21 protein-coding genes are annotated in these 14,689 nt (G+C 62.2%); 14 read left to right on the top strand and 7 right to left on the bottom strand.

What is annotated here, in order from left to right; genetic code table 11:
* The 4 genes from FJ954_RS31755 (at position 1) to FJ954_RS27845 (ending at position 1,733) form a co-directional block, all read left to right on the top strand.
* Complete coding sequence (locus tag FJ954_RS31755) at positions 1-285, top strand: hypothetical protein (RefSeq protein WP_181177934.1); 285 nt, start codon at positions 1-3, stop codon at positions 283-285.
* 235 nt (positions 286-520) lie between these two features.
* Positions 521-790, top strand: a complete 270-nt coding sequence (locus FJ954_RS27855) for a hypothetical protein (protein ID WP_140664848.1) — start codon at positions 521-523, stop codon at positions 788-790.
* Positions 787-1,035 (top strand): hypothetical protein, encoded by a 249-nt coding sequence (locus FJ954_RS27850; protein ID WP_015316110.1) that lies wholly within the window; start codon positions 787-789, stop codon positions 1,033-1,035. The genes FJ954_RS27855 and FJ954_RS27850 overlap by 4 nt, the downstream gene beginning before the upstream one ends.
* Before the next feature lie 80 nt (positions 1,036-1,115).
* Positions 1,116-1,733, top strand: a complete 618-nt coding sequence (locus FJ954_RS27845; protein ID WP_140617706.1) for an NAD(P)H-dependent oxidoreductase — start codon at positions 1,116-1,118, stop codon at positions 1,731-1,733.
* A gap of 33 nt (positions 1,734-1,766) precedes the next feature.
* On the opposite strand, the gene FJ954_RS27840 is transcribed toward FJ954_RS27845, so the two are convergent.
* Positions 1,767-2,168: a Kazal-type serine protease inhibitor domain-containing protein gene (locus FJ954_RS27840; protein ID WP_140664845.1), complete on the bottom strand. Its 402-nt coding sequence runs from the start codon at positions 2,166-2,168 to the stop codon at positions 1,767-1,769.
* Positions 2,169-2,752: 584 nt separating this feature from the next.
* Here FJ954_RS27840 and FJ954_RS27835 point away from each other — a divergent pair.
* From FJ954_RS27835 to FJ954_RS27825, 3 genes are all read left to right on the top strand, one after another.
* Positions 2,753-2,965, top strand: a complete 213-nt coding sequence (locus FJ954_RS27835) for a cold-shock protein (RefSeq protein WP_006202520.1) — start codon at positions 2,753-2,755, stop codon at positions 2,963-2,965.
* A gap of 318 nt (positions 2,966-3,283) precedes the next feature.
* Positions 3,284-3,496: a cold-shock protein gene (locus FJ954_RS27830; protein WP_008877668.1), complete on the top strand. Its 213-nt coding sequence runs from the start codon at positions 3,284-3,286 to the stop codon at positions 3,494-3,496.
* A 186-nt stretch (positions 3,497-3,682) separates the two neighbouring features.
* Positions 3,683-4,117, top strand: coding sequence for a BA14K family protein (locus FJ954_RS27825; protein WP_015316107.1), 435 nt, complete (start codon positions 3,683-3,685; stop codon positions 4,115-4,117).
* Between the two features lie 95 nt (positions 4,118-4,212).
* Here the strand turns inward: FJ954_RS27825 and FJ954_RS27820 are convergent, their stop codons facing one another.
* The 3 genes from FJ954_RS27820 to FJ954_RS27810 form a co-directional block, all read right to left on the bottom strand.
* Complete coding sequence (locus tag FJ954_RS27820; protein WP_015316106.1) at positions 4,213-4,851, bottom strand: MBL fold metallo-hydrolase; 639 nt, start codon at positions 4,849-4,851, stop codon at positions 4,213-4,215.
* Between the two features lie 136 nt (positions 4,852-4,987).
* The gene (locus FJ954_RS27815; protein ID WP_015316105.1) at positions 4,988-5,305 is read right to left on the bottom strand and encodes a hypothetical protein; all 318 of its coding nucleotides are present in this window, start codon (positions 5,303-5,305) and stop codon (positions 4,988-4,990) included.
* A 145-nt stretch (positions 5,306-5,450) separates the two neighbouring features.
* On the bottom strand, positions 5,451-6,344 hold the full coding sequence (locus FJ954_RS27810) for a branched-chain amino acid aminotransferase (RefSeq protein WP_140664842.1): 894 nt from the start codon (positions 6,342-6,344) through the stop codon (positions 5,451-5,453).
* A gap of 261 nt (positions 6,345-6,605) precedes the next feature.
* Here FJ954_RS27810 and FJ954_RS27805 point away from each other — a divergent pair, with 261 nt between their 5' ends.
* The 4 genes from FJ954_RS27805 (at position 6,606) to FJ954_RS27790 (ending at position 10,680) form a co-directional block, all read left to right on the top strand.
* Positions 6,606-7,139 (top strand): MarR family transcriptional regulator, encoded by a 534-nt coding sequence (locus FJ954_RS27805; protein ID WP_181174538.1) that lies wholly within the window; start codon positions 6,606-6,608, stop codon positions 7,137-7,139.
* The gene (locus FJ954_RS27800; protein WP_023770265.1) at positions 7,126-7,845 is read left to right on the top strand and encodes a response regulator transcription factor; all 720 of its coding nucleotides are present in this window, start codon (positions 7,126-7,128) and stop codon (positions 7,843-7,845) included. The genes FJ954_RS27805 and FJ954_RS27800 overlap by 14 nt, the downstream gene beginning before the upstream one ends.
* 146 nt (positions 7,846-7,991) lie before the next feature.
* On the top strand, positions 7,992-9,407 hold the full coding sequence (locus FJ954_RS27795) for an ATP-binding protein (RefSeq protein ID WP_140617703.1): 1,416 nt from the start codon (positions 7,992-7,994) through the stop codon (positions 9,405-9,407).
* 250 nt (positions 9,408-9,657) lie between these two features.
* Positions 9,658-10,680 (top strand): glycosyltransferase family 1 protein, encoded by a 1,023-nt coding sequence (locus FJ954_RS27790; RefSeq protein WP_140664839.1) that lies wholly within the window; start codon positions 9,658-9,660, stop codon positions 10,678-10,680.
* Positions 10,681-10,740: 60 nt separating this feature from the next.
* Here the strand turns inward: FJ954_RS27790 and FJ954_RS27785 are convergent, their stop codons facing one another.
* The 3 genes from FJ954_RS27785 to FJ954_RS27775 all read right to left on the bottom strand — a co-directional run bounded on the left by FJ954_RS27785 (position 10,741) and on the right by FJ954_RS27775 (position 12,238).
* Positions 10,741-11,100, bottom strand: a complete 360-nt coding sequence (locus FJ954_RS27785; RefSeq protein ID WP_140664836.1) for a tRNA-binding protein — start codon at positions 11,098-11,100, stop codon at positions 10,741-10,743.
* A gap of 15 nt (positions 11,101-11,115) precedes the next feature.
* On the bottom strand, positions 11,116-11,616 hold the full coding sequence (locus tag FJ954_RS27780; RefSeq protein WP_027143347.1) for a YbjN domain-containing protein: 501 nt from the start codon (positions 11,614-11,616) through the stop codon (positions 11,116-11,118).
* Between the two features lie 319 nt (positions 11,617-11,935).
* Positions 11,936-12,238, bottom strand: a complete 303-nt coding sequence (locus FJ954_RS27775; protein WP_015316097.1) for an accessory factor UbiK family protein — start codon at positions 12,236-12,238, stop codon at positions 11,936-11,938.
* Between the two features lie 223 nt (positions 12,239-12,461).
* Between FJ954_RS27775 and FJ954_RS27770 the strand changes: the two genes are divergently transcribed.
* The 3 genes from FJ954_RS27770 to FJ954_RS27760 all read left to right on the top strand — a co-directional run.
* Positions 12,462-12,704: a BrnA antitoxin family protein gene (locus tag FJ954_RS27770; protein ID WP_140664834.1), complete on the top strand. Its 243-nt coding sequence runs from the start codon at positions 12,462-12,464 to the stop codon at positions 12,702-12,704.
* Positions 12,705-12,849: 145 nt separating this feature from the next.
* A complete protein-coding gene (gene lgt / locus FJ954_RS27765) occupies positions 12,850-13,710 on the top strand; it encodes a prolipoprotein diacylglyceryl transferase (RefSeq protein ID WP_140664831.1) in 861 nt (286 codons plus the stop codon).
* A partial coding sequence (locus FJ954_RS27760; RefSeq protein ID WP_140664828.1) for a class I SAM-dependent methyltransferase occupies positions 13,707-14,689 on the top strand: 983 nt, incomplete at its 3' end. The genes lgt and FJ954_RS27760, both read left to right, overlap by 4 nt.

Raw genomic sequence — 14,689 nt, 5'->3', positions numbered from 1 at the left:
TTGATTCTGCGCCTCACGTCGCGGCGAAAGCGATCAAATCAGGCGATGGTCTCTGCAACCTGCCTGGCCCGCCTCACAGTTCCATCGGTATCGGAGATCGTTCGCCTTGCCGCCTCGTCGCTTCTGATGGTCAGCCGCGCCGACTGGACGGCCATCGGCTTTCCGGCAGCGCCAATGGGGTACGTGGCGATTGACCTGACGATCGGATTGATTGCCATGCTCTTCCCTTTCGAAGTTCTGATTGAATCCATGGCTTTATCCCTTTTAGAAAAAATAAAAACATAAGCGCCGAGGAAAAACTCGGCACGTCTCCAAGAAATTTTCGAAGATATCCGCAGCCATAGCAGATTTATTCCAAAATTATTATCGGTCTATTTTCCAATCGAAGCAAGGAACTCCATTATTATTCTTGAATAGAGCGCCGATTTGGCTATATATCACATATGGTTTGGGCCAGAATTGGCATCTCGCGGCGTCAGAGGTTCTCGACCCGCCAATCTCATCCCAAAAGGCCAGGACAATGCCCGACCGCACCACCCGTTCCATCGCCCATTTCACCGCGCCATTCATGCTCGGTGGCCTGGAAGGACAACTGCCGGCCGGCGACTACGACATCGATCGCGACGAGGAGTTGATCGAGGGCATGTCGCGGCTTGCCTGGCGCCGCGTCGCCACCTTCATCCATCTGCCGGCAAAGGCGGTGAACAACCCGCTCACCAGCCAGCTCGTCGCCATCGACCACCTGGACCTCGAAACCGCGCTGGTGCGCGACCGGGAGAATGCAGCATGATCCGTTTTCAACAGAATGCGCGACCGCGCACCGACACCCCCTCGCATCTCTTCGCCATCGGCCAGACCGTGCGGATGAAAAGCCGGACCGGCTTGGTCAACAAGGCCGCGGAACTGTTCGAGATCAAGAGCAGGCTGCCGGTCAAGGACGGTTCCCCGCAATACCGCATCCGCAGCGACCAGGAGACCCACGAACGGGTCACCACGGAAGACAATCTCGAACTGGCCGACAATCCGGCCAGCTGAGCGGAGGCCAGCCGACACACCGCGCAACCGCAAACGCCTCGCGGCGTTGAGCCTGCACACCCAGATGCAGGAGTTTTGCGATGTCCCTCACCACCTTTGCCCTCAACTGTTCGCTGAAAGCATCCAGCGACAAGGAAAAATCGTCCACCGACAAGATCATCGCCGATCTGCTCGCGGCGCTCAAACCGCATGGCGTGGAAGGCGAGGTCGTGCGCACGCTTGATCATGACATCAAGCCTGGCGTGCTCTCCGACATGGGCAGGGGCGACGACTGGCCTGGCCTGCGCGAAAAGATCCTGGCCGCCGATATCTTCATTCTCGGCTTGCCGATCTGGTTGGGCCAGCCATCGAGCGTCGCCAAGCGCGTCATGGAGCGGATGGACGCCTTTCTCGAGGAGACCGACGACAAGGGCCGCATGCCGGCCGCCGGCAAGGTGGCCCTGGTGGCGATCGTCGGCAACGAGGACGGCGCGCATCATTGTCATGCGGAGTGCTTCCAGGCGCTGAACGATGTCGGCTTCACCATTCCCGCCAATGGCGGCGTCTACTGGGTCGGTGAAGCCATGCATGACGTCAATTACGTCGACCTGCCGAAAACCCCCGCCAAGGTTACCGAAGCCATCGAAATGGCGGCCTCAAACGCTGCTCATCTGGCCGGCCTGCTCAAGAGCAAAGCTTATGTTGGCGTGGACAAATAATGGCCTTCCCCTCATGCGGGAGACGGCAGAATCTCAGCACGGCCCCACGCCGACGATGCGGTAGTCCGAGGCCCGCGCCTCGCAGGCGTTGGGGAAGGTGCGCATCTCTCCATGCCGGCGGGCGCACACCGGAGCATATTCGCGGGTGCAGAACGTCTGCTCGCCACCGCCATCACCGCCGTGACAGGCGCCGTCACGCACGATGCGGTAACCCGCCCGATCGGCCAGACAGGCATTGGCGAAGGTCTGGCGATCTCCGCCGCGCCGGGCGCAGACCGGCTCGTATTGCTTGGTGCAGAATTGCGGTTCAGGGCGCGGCGGACGCGGTCGCGACCCAGGTCCGTCATCGACGACGACCGTGCAGGCGGCAAGAATTGCCGACAGGAAAAGGACGGCAAAAACCTGCCGTGAAAAGATCGCCGCAAGAAACCTCATGATCGTCTCTCCCTCGATCCCCGTCCCGGTCCGTACCGCCCAAGACTGCGTGGCGGTTCGTTGATGATGATATCGATCAAATCAAGATTTGGATCAGTCACCCAATGGCGTGATCGTCGTCATTCCACCGCCAATTGCAACCCTTGTTTGCGGCTTCTGTAGGAGAATGACACCCGAACCGGTGGGCCCCAGCCGCGTCGTCGGCAATCGTCGCTCCTGGCCCATCCATGACCGGTGCTGTGGGCCGATGACCCTCCCGCCAACGAAGCCTATTTGCGGCCGGTCGACGCTTTGATCGGTCGATTTTTGCGTCGGGATGCGCCCATGGCGGCGGCCCGCGGCGCTATCTTGCAACCTTCACGTTTCCGTGCGATAAATTCTGTGTTCGGGCATTTGCGACCCGGAGAGCGGAACGTTTTGGACGACCTTTCCCCGATACTGTGAATCTCTGACGGCCCCGTTTTTCGGCGGGGGGTTTGACCATGCGCCAATGCATGACTGCCGAAAGCAACCACCAGGAACTGCCCTCGACGCCAGGTGGCGGGCAGGACCACCAAGACTGAACGGGTGAAGGAGTTTCCCCAATGGCCCAGACCGGCACCGTTAAATTCTTCAATGCGACCAAAGGCTTCGGTTTCATCACGCCCGACGGCGGCGCCAAGGACGTGTTCGTCCACATTTCAGCGATCGAGGCCTCGGGCCTGCGCACGCTCGTCGATGGCCAGAAGGTCACTTTCGACGTCGAGCCGGACCGCATGGGCAAGGGCCCGAAGGCGGTCAACCTGCGCGCAGCCTGAGCGATCGGCGCGCGCGCATCCCAGGCGGATGGGCGAACGAGGAGCTTGACCAGCACCTGGGCAGGCAGACGGGTTTTTGAAAGGCGCGGCGGTTTTCGGCGCGCCTTTTTCATGTCCGCCGCGCAGCGCAGACTCATCTCATCCGGAAGTTCATCCCGGGTCCGGGCCAATGACGCGCATCAAAACAAGCACTTAAAGCGACGTGCTTTAAGTGCCAGCAAAACTTTCTCTTGCCGATAGCGCTAAAATAAAGGACAAATTTGCATTCGGGCATTTGCCGGCCCGAGACTGGAGTTTATGGGATCAAAGGAGCTTCCCATGCCGCAGACCGGCACCGTCAAATTCTTCAACCATGCCAAGGGCTTCGGCTTCATCACACCGGATGATGGCGCGAAGGATGTCTTCGTCCATATTTCGGCCGTGCAGGCGTCGGGTCTCCCCGGTCTCGAAGATGGGCAGAAAGTGACATTCGACACCGAGCCGGACAAGCGCGGCAAGGGACCCAAGGCCGTCAACCTGTCGGTCGGCTGAGCCGGCTTCGGACCGGCTCCGACAGTCAGGTCCGCGCCGAAAGGTGCGGTTTTGAAGCGGTGAAAGAATGCGTGCGGCCAAATTTTCGTTCAGCCCCCGTTCAGCCACGGTCCCATATTAGTCATTCGTAAAGCCGGACTGCATCCCCTGCAAGAAACTGCACGGTCCGGTACGAAGGAGACCAAGATGAACCGCATTTTCAAGACAGCCGTGCTGTCCGCAGCCGTGGTCGCCACCACGCTGGGGACCTTCTCGGCGGCCAATGCCGATGACTGGCGCCGTTGGCACCATCACGGCCATGGCCATGGCGATGCCGTGGCAGCCGGCGTTCTCGGCCTTGCCGCCGGCGCATTGATCGGTGGCGCATTGGCTAATGACCGGCCACCGCCCGATTCCGACCGTTATTACGATGACGGTTACTACGATCGTGACGTGCGGGTGCGCCCTGCCCCGGTCCGCCGCTACTACGCGGAACCGCAGGTGGTCTATGCCGACCGTTACGCCGAACCGTGGACGCGCGGCTGGTACGAGTACTGCTCGGACCGCTACCGCACCTTCAATTCCCGTACCGGCACCTTCACCGGCAGCGACGGCGAACAGCATTTCTGCACCGCCAACTGAGGCTTCCCTGCCCCCAAACAAAAATGCGCTGACCGCAAGGCCAGCGCTTTTTTGTTGTCGGTTTGTTGGGCTTCCGGCAGCGGTCCTCATCTCATTCAGGTCAAAAACGGGTTGGTCCGCCGTTCCTCGCCAAAACGCCCGCCGGGGCCATGGCCGCAGATGAAGCCGATGTCGTCGCCGAGCGGCAACAGCTTGTTTTTGATCGAGGCGATGAGGGCCGCATGGTCGCCGCCGGGCAGGTCGGTGCGGCCGACCGAGCCGCGAAACAAAACATCGCCGACATGGGCGAATTTGGCGGCGCGGTTATAATAGACGACGTGGCCCGGTGCGTGGCCGGGACAATGCAGCACCTCGAACACATGGCCGCCGAACGACACCGTCTCGCCTTCGGCGAGGAACCGATCAGGCACGCAGTTTCGCACACCGCCGATGCCGTAGCGCCTGCCCTGGTTTTCCAGATTGTCGAGCAGCATCTTGTCGGCTTCATGCGGGCCGATGATCTCGACGCCGAGTGCTTCCTTCAGTTCCATGGCGCCGCCGGCATGATCGATATGACCGTGCGTGATCCAGATCGCCTCGGCCGCGATCGCGTTGTCCTTCAACGTTGCCAGCACCTTGTCGATGTCGCCGCCCGGATCCACGACGACGCCATGCTTGTCCTCCATGTCGAACAGGATGGTGCAGTTCTGCTGGAACGGTGTGACCGGCACGATGCCGGCATTGAGCTGACCCATGATCGTCCTTTCGCTGTGTCAGCGATCATGTAGAGGCATCGCTCAAACCCGTCCACAGCCGGAAGGCCAAACAGTGCGTCTCCAAAGGAATGGGCGGCCGAAGCCGCCCATTCTGCGAAGCCCGAGATCGGCAGGCTTATTTCTTCATGGCGCCCATGACCGCGCCGAGAATGCCGGTCAGGATCGCGCCACCGCCGGCGCCACCGACGATGTTCTGCAGGTTGAGCGCGCTGCCCAGGCCGCTGGTCGCCGCCGCGGCCGCGTCAGGACTGATCGCACCGCCGCCAAGCAGGCTGCCGAGGATCGCCGCGCCGCCGACACCGCCGATGGCTCCGCCCAGGATTTTGGGAAGCTGACCCATTGCCGCCGTCTTGATCGCCGCGCCGACCGCCTGACCACCAATGATGCCTGTGATGATCTGAATGATGATCGGAAGAAGCGTGTTCATGTCCATATGATTAGTCCCTCCATAGCTGCCAGCCTCCCGGGCCGACACCATCATGAGACGCCGAATTGGAGGAAAGTCAAATGCAGAAACGCTGAAATAAAAGGGGCGGCCCGAAAACCGCCCCTGCTTGCGCGAAAAGCTGTGACTATCGTTATTCTGCGGCGATAGCATGCTTGGGTTGAACGGCGATAGAATAGTCGTTCATGAGATTCTTGGCGATCTCGCCGACTTCGAATCGGTAAGGGCCGATCTCCGAAACCGGGGTTACTTCCGCTGCCGTTCCGGTCAGGAAGCACTGCTCGAACCCTTCCAGTTCTTCCGGCAGGATGGCGCGTTCGATGATCTCCAGGCCGCGATCCCTGGCGAGACCAATGACCGTGCGGCGGGTAATGCCGTCGAGGAAGCAATCGGGCATGGGCGTGTGGATCTTGCCGTCCTTGACGAAGAAGATGTTGGCGCCGGTCGCTTCGGCGACCTGGCCCCGCCAGTCGAGCATCATGGCGTCGGCATAGCCCTTGGCCTCGGCGGCATGCTTGGACATGGTGCAGATCATGTAGAGGCCGGCGGCCTTCGACCGCGACGGCGCCGTGCGCGGATCGGGCCGGCGCCATTCCGCCACATCGAGACGGATGCCCTTCAGCTTCTGCGCCGGGTCGAAATAGCTCGGCCATTGCCAAATGGCGATGGCGACGTTGATGCGGTTGTTTTGCGCCGAAACACCCATCTGCTCGCTGCCGCGCCAGGCGATCGGCCTGACATAGGCGTCCTGGAAGCCCTGCTTCTTCAGGAGCGTGGTCGACGCGTCGTTGAGCTCGGCCACCGAATAGGGAATCTTGAAGCCGAGCAGGCGTGCCGATTCATGCAGGCGTTCCGTATGCTCGTTGAGCTTGAAGATCTCGCCGCCATAGGCGCGCTCACCCTCGAAGACCGCGCTGGCGTAATGCAGGCCGTGGGTCAGCACATGAATCTTGGCGTCCCCCCACGGGACGAACGCGCCATTCATCCAGATGAAGCCGTCCAGTTGATCGAAGGGAACGGATGCCATGATAACCTCCCGCGGGTCGCGACCCGCATATCCTAGTGTCGTTGCGTGTTCTTTTTTGGCAGCGCCATGTGGTTGGAGACGCCGGCCGGTGTCTGGAAGCGTAAGCGGATAATCGCGCCCTGGCAAACTCAGGAAGTTCCGGAAAAACCGGCTTGCCTCGCCTTTTCGTTCGCAATCCGCCCAAAAGCTTGTCAAAAATTACCATTGCAGGGAAATTACGTCAATAGTACTGACATAATCTCCCGTTCCCATGGAGAAATGATGACGGACAAAAGCCCAGCTGCCGGAAAACCGATCAGGACCGCGATCACCAGCGAGGACGGCATCGACTTCGCCATCATCGAACTCTTCTTCTTCGCCTATCGCGACTTCACTTCCGATCCCGATCAGATCCTGGCCGACTACGGCTTCGGCCGCGCCCACCACCGCGTGCTGCATTTCGTCAACCGCCGGCCGGGCCTGACCGTCGCCGAATTGCTCGACGTGCTGAAGATAACCAAGCAGAGCCTGGCGCGTGTGCTGAAGCAATTGATCGACACCGATCACGTCGTGCAGTTGCAGGGCCCGCGCGACCGTCGCCAGCGCGAACTCTATCCGACGGCCAAGGGCCGTGCGCTGGCGCTGGCGCTGGCGCGGCCACAGTCACGCCGCATCCGTGCTGCATTGGAAGACTCCGGCGCCACCGAACGGGCCTTGGTGGAACGCTTCCTCGAAGCAATGGTCAATCCGGAACTGAGAGCTCAGATCGACGTTGGGTCCGCAAAAATGTCAGGGAAAAGCCATGGAGAGCACTGAGAGGGTCGACACCGCGGCCGCACCGGATGACGACGCACCACATCTGCTCGTGGTCGACGACGACACCCGCATTCGCAATCTTCTCAAGCAGTATCTGACCGAAAACGGCTTTCGCGTCACCGTCGCCGGCAATGCCGGCGAGGCCCGCCGCAAGCTCGCCGGCCTCGATTTCGACCTGCTCGTGCTCGACGTGATGATGCCGGGAGAAAGCGGCGTCGATCTCACCAAGGCGCTGCGTGCCGAGAAGAACGTGCCGATCCTGATGCTGACGGCCTTGTCGGAAACCGACAGCCGCATCTCGGGGCTCGAAGCCGGCGCCGACGATTACCTGCCAAAACCCTTCGACCCGCGCGAGCTGATCCTGCGCATCAACAACATCCTGCGCCGTGGCGGCCCGGCGGCGACGCCCAAGGTCGAGCAGCTGGTGTTCGGCCCCTACACCTTCCAGATCGCCAGGCGCGAACTGAAGCGCGGCGGCGAGGCGCTGAAGCTGACCGACCGCGAACAGGAGATCCTGGCGATCTTCGCCGCGCGCGCCGGCGAAACCATCCCCCGCCACGAACTCGTCGGCGACGATTCGGAAGTCGGCGAGCGCACCATCGACGTCCAGATCAACCGGCTGCGCCGCAAGATCGAGCGCGATCCGTCCAATCCGGTCTGGCTGCAGACCGTGCGCGGTATTGGGTATCGGCTCAGCGTGGAATAGAATGCCGGCGGCGGCCCAAGTGCATGGTCCCGAAAAGTGGGAACCGGTTTTCGGAAAAGATCATGCTCCAACAAAGAGTTGGATCAGGATGACGATTCAGCCAAACGTCATCCCGACCCAATACCGCCGACGGATGAAAAGAGCCAATGGCGACCACGGAACTGGAACAGCCGGACAATGACGGTTTGAGTGCACGCGCCACACGGTCGCTCAAGGCGGTGCCGCGCATCTGGAACCGGTTCTGGCGCCTGGTTTCGCTTTACATGCCCAAGCGCCTCTATGCGCGCTCGCTGATCATCGTCATCGCGCCGATGATCCTTTTGCAGTCGGTCGTCGCGTTCGATTTCATGGAACGCCACTGGGCAACCGTGACGCAACGCCTGTCGCAGGCCACCGTGCGCGACATCGCCGCCATCATCGACATGATCGAGACTTATCCGCACGACGCCGACTACGCCAACATCATCCGCATCGCGCAGGATCGCATGCAGCTGAAGGTCGATCTGCTGCCGCCCGATCCGCTGCCGCCGCCCGGTCCAAAACCGTTCTTCTCTATCCTCGACGATGTTCTCTCCGCCGAGATCACTCGGCAGATCAACCGCCCCTTCTGGATCGACACTGTCGGCAATTCCAACATCATCGAAGTGCGCGTCCAGCTCGAGAACAAGGTGCTGCGCGTCTTCGTGCGCCGCAGCCAGGCCTATGCCTCCAACACCCACATTTTCCTGATCTGGATGGTCGGCACCTCGCTGGTGCTCCTGATGATCGCCATCCCCTTCCTGCGCAACCAGATCCGGCCGATCCTGGCGCTTGCCGAGGCCGCCGAAAGCTTCGGCAAGGGCCGGCCGATGCCGCGCGATTTCCGCCCGCGCGGGGCCGAAGAGGTGCGCCGCGCCGGCTTTGCCTTCATCCAGATGCGGGAGCGCATCGAGCGCCAGATCGAGCAGCGCACGGCCATGCTGACCGGTGTCAGCCATGATCTCAGGACCATCCTTACTCGCTTCAAGCTGCAGCTGGCGCTGGCCGGCGGCAAGGCCGAGACCAAGGCGGCGCTCGACCAGGACATCGAGGACATGCAGTCGATGCTGGAAGGCTATCTCGCCTTTGCCAAGGGCGAGGCCTCGGAGGACCCGGGACGTTTCGATCTCGAAGCCTATTTCCAGAAGCTTGGCGAAGAAGCGAACTTGCGCAAATGCAGACTGTCGACGACGCTTTCCGGCGATCCGACCGTGCATGTCAGGCCGAACGCCTTCGCGCGGCTGCTGTCCAACGTCATCGGCAATGCCTTCCGCTATGCCCGCACCGTTGAGGTCACCGCCGACCACGGCCGCGGCTCGCTTCTGGTCACCGTCGACGATAATGGGCCAGGCATTCCGGCCGACAGGCGCGAAGACGTGTTCAAGCCCTTCGTGCGGCTCGACGAAGCCCGTAATCTCGACGCCAGCGGCACCGGGCTCGGCCTGTCGATCGCCCGCGACATCGCCCGCAGCCACGGCGGCGACATCACGCTCGACGACAGCCCGATGGGTGGCCTGCGCGCGGTGATCAAGGTTCCGGCCTGATCTCTATTTGGCGTGATCTTGCCTGAAAGCCGCTTTCGACCTTTCGGCATCACGGTCTGCTTCATCCGCCCGTCATGAAACCATGGTCAAGAGCGCGCATGAAGCGCGCGACCGCACTTGATTCGTCCTTGCCGCCTCACTTCGATCCCGTACCCGTCAGGGTGCGCTGGAGCGAAGCGAGGGCGGCCGCATGGTCGCCGTTCCGGCATCGTTTCAAGGCAACCGCCGACCTCCGGAGCAAAGGGCCGCCATGCGCATAGTGATGGTCACCGACGCCTGGCGCCCGCAGGTCAACGGCGTCGTCCACACGCTCGAGCGGCTCACCGAGACCCTGAAATCCTTCGACGTCGCGGTCGAGTTCCTGACCCCGAACATCTTTCGCACCCTGCCCCTGCCGACCTACCCCGACATCCGCCTGGCGCTGACCACGCCCGGCCATGTCGCGCGCCTGATCGACGGCTACAAGGCCGATCACATCCACATCGTCACCGAAGGACCGCTTGGCATCATGGCGCGGCGCCATTGCCGCAATGCCGGCCGGCCGTTCACCACCAGCTACCACACCCGCTTTCCCGAATATCTCAGCGCCCGCCTGCCGGTGCCGGAGAGCTGGGCCTATCGCTGGCTGCGCGATTTCCACAATTCGGGCCAAGGCACGCTGGTCGCCACCCAGTCGCTCGCCGACGATCTCACGGCGCGCGGCTTCAACAAGCTGAGGCCCTGGACGCGTGGCGTCGACACCGAGCATTTCCGGCCCGACAAGCGCAAGAACCTCGGCTTCCCCAGCCCGGTCTTCCTCTGTGTCGGCCGCGTCGCCATCGAAAAGAACCTGTCGGCCTTCCTCGACCTAGACCTGCCCGGCAGCAAGGTGATCGTCGGTGAAGGGCCCGAGCTTGCCAAGCTGAAGGCGAAATATCCGAAGGCGCATTTCCTCGGCCATCGCCCCAATGACGAACTGGCCGAAATCTACGCCTCCGCCGACGTCTTCGTCTTTCCCAGCCGCACCGACACTTTCGGTAACGTCATCATCGAGGCGCTGGCCAGCGGCACGCCGGTCGCCGCCTACCCGGTGACCGGGCCGATCGACATCGTTGGTGATGGTGTCGGCGGTGCTGTTTCCACCGATTTGCGCGAGGCCGCGCTGGCCGCGCTCGACGTCAGCCGCGACCAGGCCCGCGAGCGCGCCATGCGCTACAGTTGGAAGGCCTGCGCGGAAATGTTTCTCGACGCGGTCGAGGAAGCACTGGGAAAGACGCGCGAGCTGGCTGCCTGATCCGACAGGCCGGCGGGGACGCCAAGGAACGAGGCGGTATTCTGTTTGACCTCGGAAAGCCTAGAACAGCCTGCCGCCATCCGGCACCTTGCGTTCGATAGCGCCCAACACCACGGCGCCCTCTTCATCGGGAAAGCCGAGCGTCAGCACTTCCGACATGAACGGGCCGATCTGGCGCGGCGGGAAATTGACCACCGCGAACACCTGGCGGCCGATCAAGGTCTCGGGCGTATAATATTTGGTGATCTGCGCCGAGGACTTCTTCACTCCGATCTCGGTTCCGAAATCGATCTTCAGCTTGAAGGCCGGCTTGCGCGCCTCCGGAAACGGTTCGGCCTCGACGATCGTGCCGGCACGGATGTCGACACGATCGAAATCGGCGAAGCTGATTTCAGGCTTGCGCTCGTTGTTTGAACCCATGTCGAACGCTTCTGCTCAGGCGTTGCCGAAGGTCTCGAACAGCACGCCGGCCAGCGCGTCCTTGGCCGAGGTTCCCGACCAGACGACGAACTGGAAAGCCTGGAAATAGCATTCGCAGGCTTCCAGCGCCGAGGACAAAAGCACCTCGACCTGCTGGCTCGAGGGTTCGACCCCGCCAGCGAGCAGCAGCGACTGGCGGAACATGATCGCGCCTTCCTGCTCCCAGAGGTCGAAATGGCCGAACAGCATCTGTTCGTTGATCAGCGACAACAGCCGCATAACTTCCAGCGTGCGGGTTTCCGGCACCTTGATGTCGAAGGCGCAGGCAAGGTGCAGCGCCTCGAAATCCTCCATCCACGAGAAGGAGACGTGATAGTCGGTCCAGCTGCCGGCAACCGAGATCGAGATTTCGTCATCGCCGGCCCGTTCGAAGGACCAGTCATTGTTGTGGGCCACCTGCTCAATCACATCCACCGGATGGATTTCGCGGGAAAATTCGAGTTCGAGAAGTTCCATGGAATGCTTCCTGTGTTCAGGGGGAGCGCCACACGCTCCGCGGGGCACACACGACGAACAATCTTGTCTAGAACTCGGACGGCCGGGACTTATCAACGCAAAGACCCCAGACCGAACCCCACCGCCCGGTTGCATGACCCTGCTCCGAATCATGCAACAAATTCAGTCTATTGATCGGGAGTCGCGTGAACAGCCCAATTTTTCGCACTGCGTCATTCGCATGTGGAAAGGTGCCTGTCACAAAGAGTCACGCAATGCCGGTAAGCGATTCACGGCAAAGCGATTTTTAGGCTGGTGCTTTGTGGAAAAGTTTAACGAATTATTTTTTCGGCTTGGGCTTCGCCGGCGCCGCAGGTGTGGCCTGACCGGTCAGCTCGGCGATCCTGGCCTCGAGCGTCTCGATGCGCGAGGCGAGCCTGCCGTTTTCTTCCCTCGCCTTGGCGGCCATCTCGCGCGCGGCCTCGAACTCCTCGCGCTGCACGACATCCATGGAGTTGAGGATGCGCTCCGCCTGGCCCTTGAAGGCCGTCTCCACCTCGCGCCGCACGCCTTGAGCGGCACCGGCGGCATCGGTCATCAGCTTGGCGAATTCATCGAGAATGCGGTTCGGTCCGGTCGACATGGCAAATCCTCGCTTGCTTGATTTGAATTAGTGAGGTGGCGCGAGGAATGCAAGAACGTTGGGACCCGAGGCGGCCTCCGCGCTGCTATGGCGCACGGCCCGCATGATGGGCGCGGGTCCTGCAGGAGCCTCTCGAACGGCTCCCAAGCTGTACTTGGTAGCGGCAAGTCGCCTATTGTAAGGCCCTCGTCTCCCTTCACGCACGTTTCAATCAGGACAACCAATGGCAACGCCCCCGCGCAGACCGACAAATCCGATGGAAGCCGCCGAAGCAGTCTTCAAGCCGGTCAAGAAACCGGCCGCGGCCCCGCCTCGCGAACCCTCCGCCGCACCGAATGCCCGCGAGCTTGTCTCGATCAGGATCGACCGGGCCGTGCTCAATCATTTCCAGGAAGATGGTCCCGGCTGGCAGGACAGGATCAACGACGCCTTGCGCGAAGTGGTGGCCGCCAAGCCCAAGGGGTAAGCACGCCACCACGGCGACGGAACTGGAAGCGAATCTGTTCCTGGACCCGAATCTGTTCCCGGACCCATTGACCCCCGTGACCTTGCCTTGACCCTGCCAAAACCCTGCCGCATGGTCCGCGCCGATCGCAACCGAGAGCTCCCCGTTGAACGAATATTTCCTGCTGCCGCTGGCTTCGCTGCCTTTTCCCAATATCAATCCGATCCTCGTCCAGATCGGGCCGCTGGCGGTGCACTGGTACGGCATCGGTTACATCGTCGGCATCCTGTTTGCCTGGTGGTATGCCAAGCGGCTCGCCGCCAATCCTAAACTCTGGCCCGACGGCGTCTTGCCGATGAAGCCTGAGGATCTCGACGATTTCATCGTCTGGGCGGCCATTGGCGTGGTTCTGGGCGGCCGCACCGGCTATGTCCTGTTCTACGACCTGGCGCGCTACATCGCCCATCCGCTCGACATCTTCGCTGTCTGGCAAGGCGGCATGTCCTTCCATGGCGGCCTGCTCGGCGTCATCCTCGCCATGACGCTGTTTTCCATGAAGCGCGGCATCCGCACCTGGTCGCTGTTCGATGTCGTGGCAGCTGGCGTGCCGGTCGGTCTCGGTCTCGTGCGCGTCGCCAACTTCATTAATTCCGAGCTCTGGGGGCGGCCCACCGATGTGCCCTGGGCGATCGAATTCCCCAACGGCGGTCCGTTCACCCGCCATCCGAGCCAGCTCTACGAGGCCTTGCTCGAAGGGCTGGTGCTGTTTGTCGTGCTGCGCATCCTTACCCATTCGCGCCTCAAGCTGAAGACACCGCGCTTTGTCGGCGGCGCCTTCATCTGCGGCTACGGCCTGTCACGAATTTTCGTGGAGTTCTTTCGCGAGCCCGACCAGCAGCTCGGCTATCTCCTCGGCACCAACTGGCTGACCATGGGCATGATCCTGTCGACGCCGATGGTGCTGGCCGGCATCTGGGCAATGGCGACGGCCAAGCCGGTGACGCAAGCGCAGCCGCAGGCAACATGACGCGGCTGAAGGCTCGTATCGTCGACCTGATCGAGGCTGTCGGTCCGATGCCCATCAACGAATACATGGCGCTGTGCCTGTTCGATCCGCGCGATGGTTATTACACCAGACGCGAGCCGTTCGGCGCGGCCGGCGACTTCATCACCGCGCCGGAGATCAGCCAGATGTTCGGCGAACTCGTCGCCGTCTGGCTTTACCAGGCTTGGGCAGCGATCGGCCGGCCCATGCCGGTCACCGTCGCAGAGATCGGCCCCGGCCGTGGCACGCTGATGAAAGACATGCTGCGCACCTTGTCGCGGCTCGATCCGGCCTTGGCCAACGGCGCCGCCTTCGCCATGATCGAGACCAGTCCGCGCTTGGCCGAGATCCAGGAGCAGACGCTTGGAGCGACACCCTTCGCGATAGACTGGCATGAAGCGATCGAGACCCTGCCCCATCAACCGCTGTTGATCGTCGGCAACGAATTGTTCGACGCCGTGCCCATCCGCCAGTTCATCCGCGCCGGCGCCGACTGGCGCGAGCGCATGGTCGGCCTCGACGATGCCGACAATCTTTGCTTCTTCGCCGGCGCCGGCTCGGTCGACCCGACGCTGCTGCCCAGGGATGCGGCCGACGCGCCGCAAGGCGCGATCGTCGAAATCGCGCCCGCCCGCACCGCCTTAATGGCGGCGATCGCTGAGCGCATGGCGGCTCATGGCGGCGCCGGGCTATTCCTCGACTACGGCCATCTGCGGCCCGGTGTCGGCGACACGCTGCAGGCCTTGCGCCGGCACAGTCACGAAGATGTGCTGGCCAATCCCGGTGAGGCAGACCTTACGTCCCATGTCGATTTCGCCGCTCTTGCAGCGATCGTGCGCGCGCATGGTCTCGATGCCCATCTGTCGACGCAGGGCAATTTCCTGCTCGGCATGGGCATTCTGGAGCGCGCCGGCCAGCTGGGCGCCGATGCCGGCCAGGCGGCACGCGACAACATATCGGA

It is taken from the genome of Mesorhizobium sp. B2-3-15 (assembly GCF_006442875.1).
Taxonomy (GTDB): Bacteria; Pseudomonadota; Alphaproteobacteria; order Rhizobiales; family Rhizobiaceae; genus Mesorhizobium; species Mesorhizobium australicum.
The sequence above is the reverse complement of the archived record's forward strand: the minus strand, read 5'-3'. Positions and strand labels throughout refer to the sequence as shown.

Bases quoted from the DNA above. Each gene is read 5' to 3' on its own strand.
- FJ954_RS27855 (WP_140664848.1), top strand. From the start codon at position 521: ATGCCCGACCGCACCACCCGTTCCATCGCCCATTTCACCGCGCCATTC.
- FJ954_RS27850 (WP_015316110.1), top strand. From the start codon at position 787: ATGATCCGTTTTCAACAGAATGCGCGACCGCGCACCGACACCCCCTCG.
- FJ954_RS27845 (WP_140617706.1), top strand. From the start codon at position 1,116: ATGTCCCTCACCACCTTTGCCCTCAACTGTTCGCTGAAAGCATCCAGC.
- FJ954_RS27840 (WP_140664845.1), bottom strand. From the start codon at position 2,168: ATGAGGTTTCTTGCGGCGATCTTTTCACGGCAGGTTTTTGCCGTCCTT.
- FJ954_RS27835 (WP_006202520.1), top strand. From the start codon at position 2,753: ATGGCCCAGACCGGCACCGTTAAATTCTTCAATGCGACCAAAGGCTTC.
- FJ954_RS27830 (WP_008877668.1), top strand. From the start codon at position 3,284: ATGCCGCAGACCGGCACCGTCAAATTCTTCAACCATGCCAAGGGCTTC.
- FJ954_RS27825 (WP_015316107.1), top strand. From the start codon at position 3,683: ATGAACCGCATTTTCAAGACAGCCGTGCTGTCCGCAGCCGTGGTCGCC.
- FJ954_RS27820 (WP_015316106.1), bottom strand. From the start codon at position 4,851: ATGGGTCAGCTCAATGCCGGCATCGTGCCGGTCACACCGTTCCAGCAG.
- FJ954_RS27815 (WP_015316105.1), bottom strand. From the start codon at position 5,305: ATGGACATGAACACGCTTCTTCCGATCATCATTCAGATCATCACAGGC.
- FJ954_RS27810 (WP_140664842.1), bottom strand. From the start codon at position 6,344: ATGGCATCCGTTCCCTTCGATCAACTGGACGGCTTCATCTGGATGAAT.
- FJ954_RS27805 (WP_181174538.1), top strand. From the start codon at position 6,606: ATGACGGACAAAAGCCCAGCTGCCGGAAAACCGATCAGGACCGCGATC.
- FJ954_RS27800 (WP_023770265.1), top strand. From the start codon at position 7,126: ATGGAGAGCACTGAGAGGGTCGACACCGCGGCCGCACCGGATGACGAC.
- FJ954_RS27795 (WP_140617703.1), top strand. From the start codon at position 7,992: ATGGCGACCACGGAACTGGAACAGCCGGACAATGACGGTTTGAGTGCA.
- FJ954_RS27790 (WP_140664839.1), top strand. From the start codon at position 9,658: ATGCGCATAGTGATGGTCACCGACGCCTGGCGCCCGCAGGTCAACGGC.
- FJ954_RS27785 (WP_140664836.1), bottom strand. From the start codon at position 11,100: ATGGGTTCAAACAACGAGCGCAAGCCTGAAATCAGCTTCGCCGATTTC.
- FJ954_RS27780 (WP_027143347.1), bottom strand. From the start codon at position 11,616: ATGGAACTTCTCGAACTCGAATTTTCCCGCGAAATCCATCCGGTGGAT.
- FJ954_RS27775 (WP_015316097.1), bottom strand. From the start codon at position 12,238: ATGTCGACCGGACCGAACCGCATTCTCGATGAATTCGCCAAGCTGATG.
- FJ954_RS27770 (WP_140664834.1), top strand. From the start codon at position 12,462: ATGGCAACGCCCCCGCGCAGACCGACAAATCCGATGGAAGCCGCCGAA.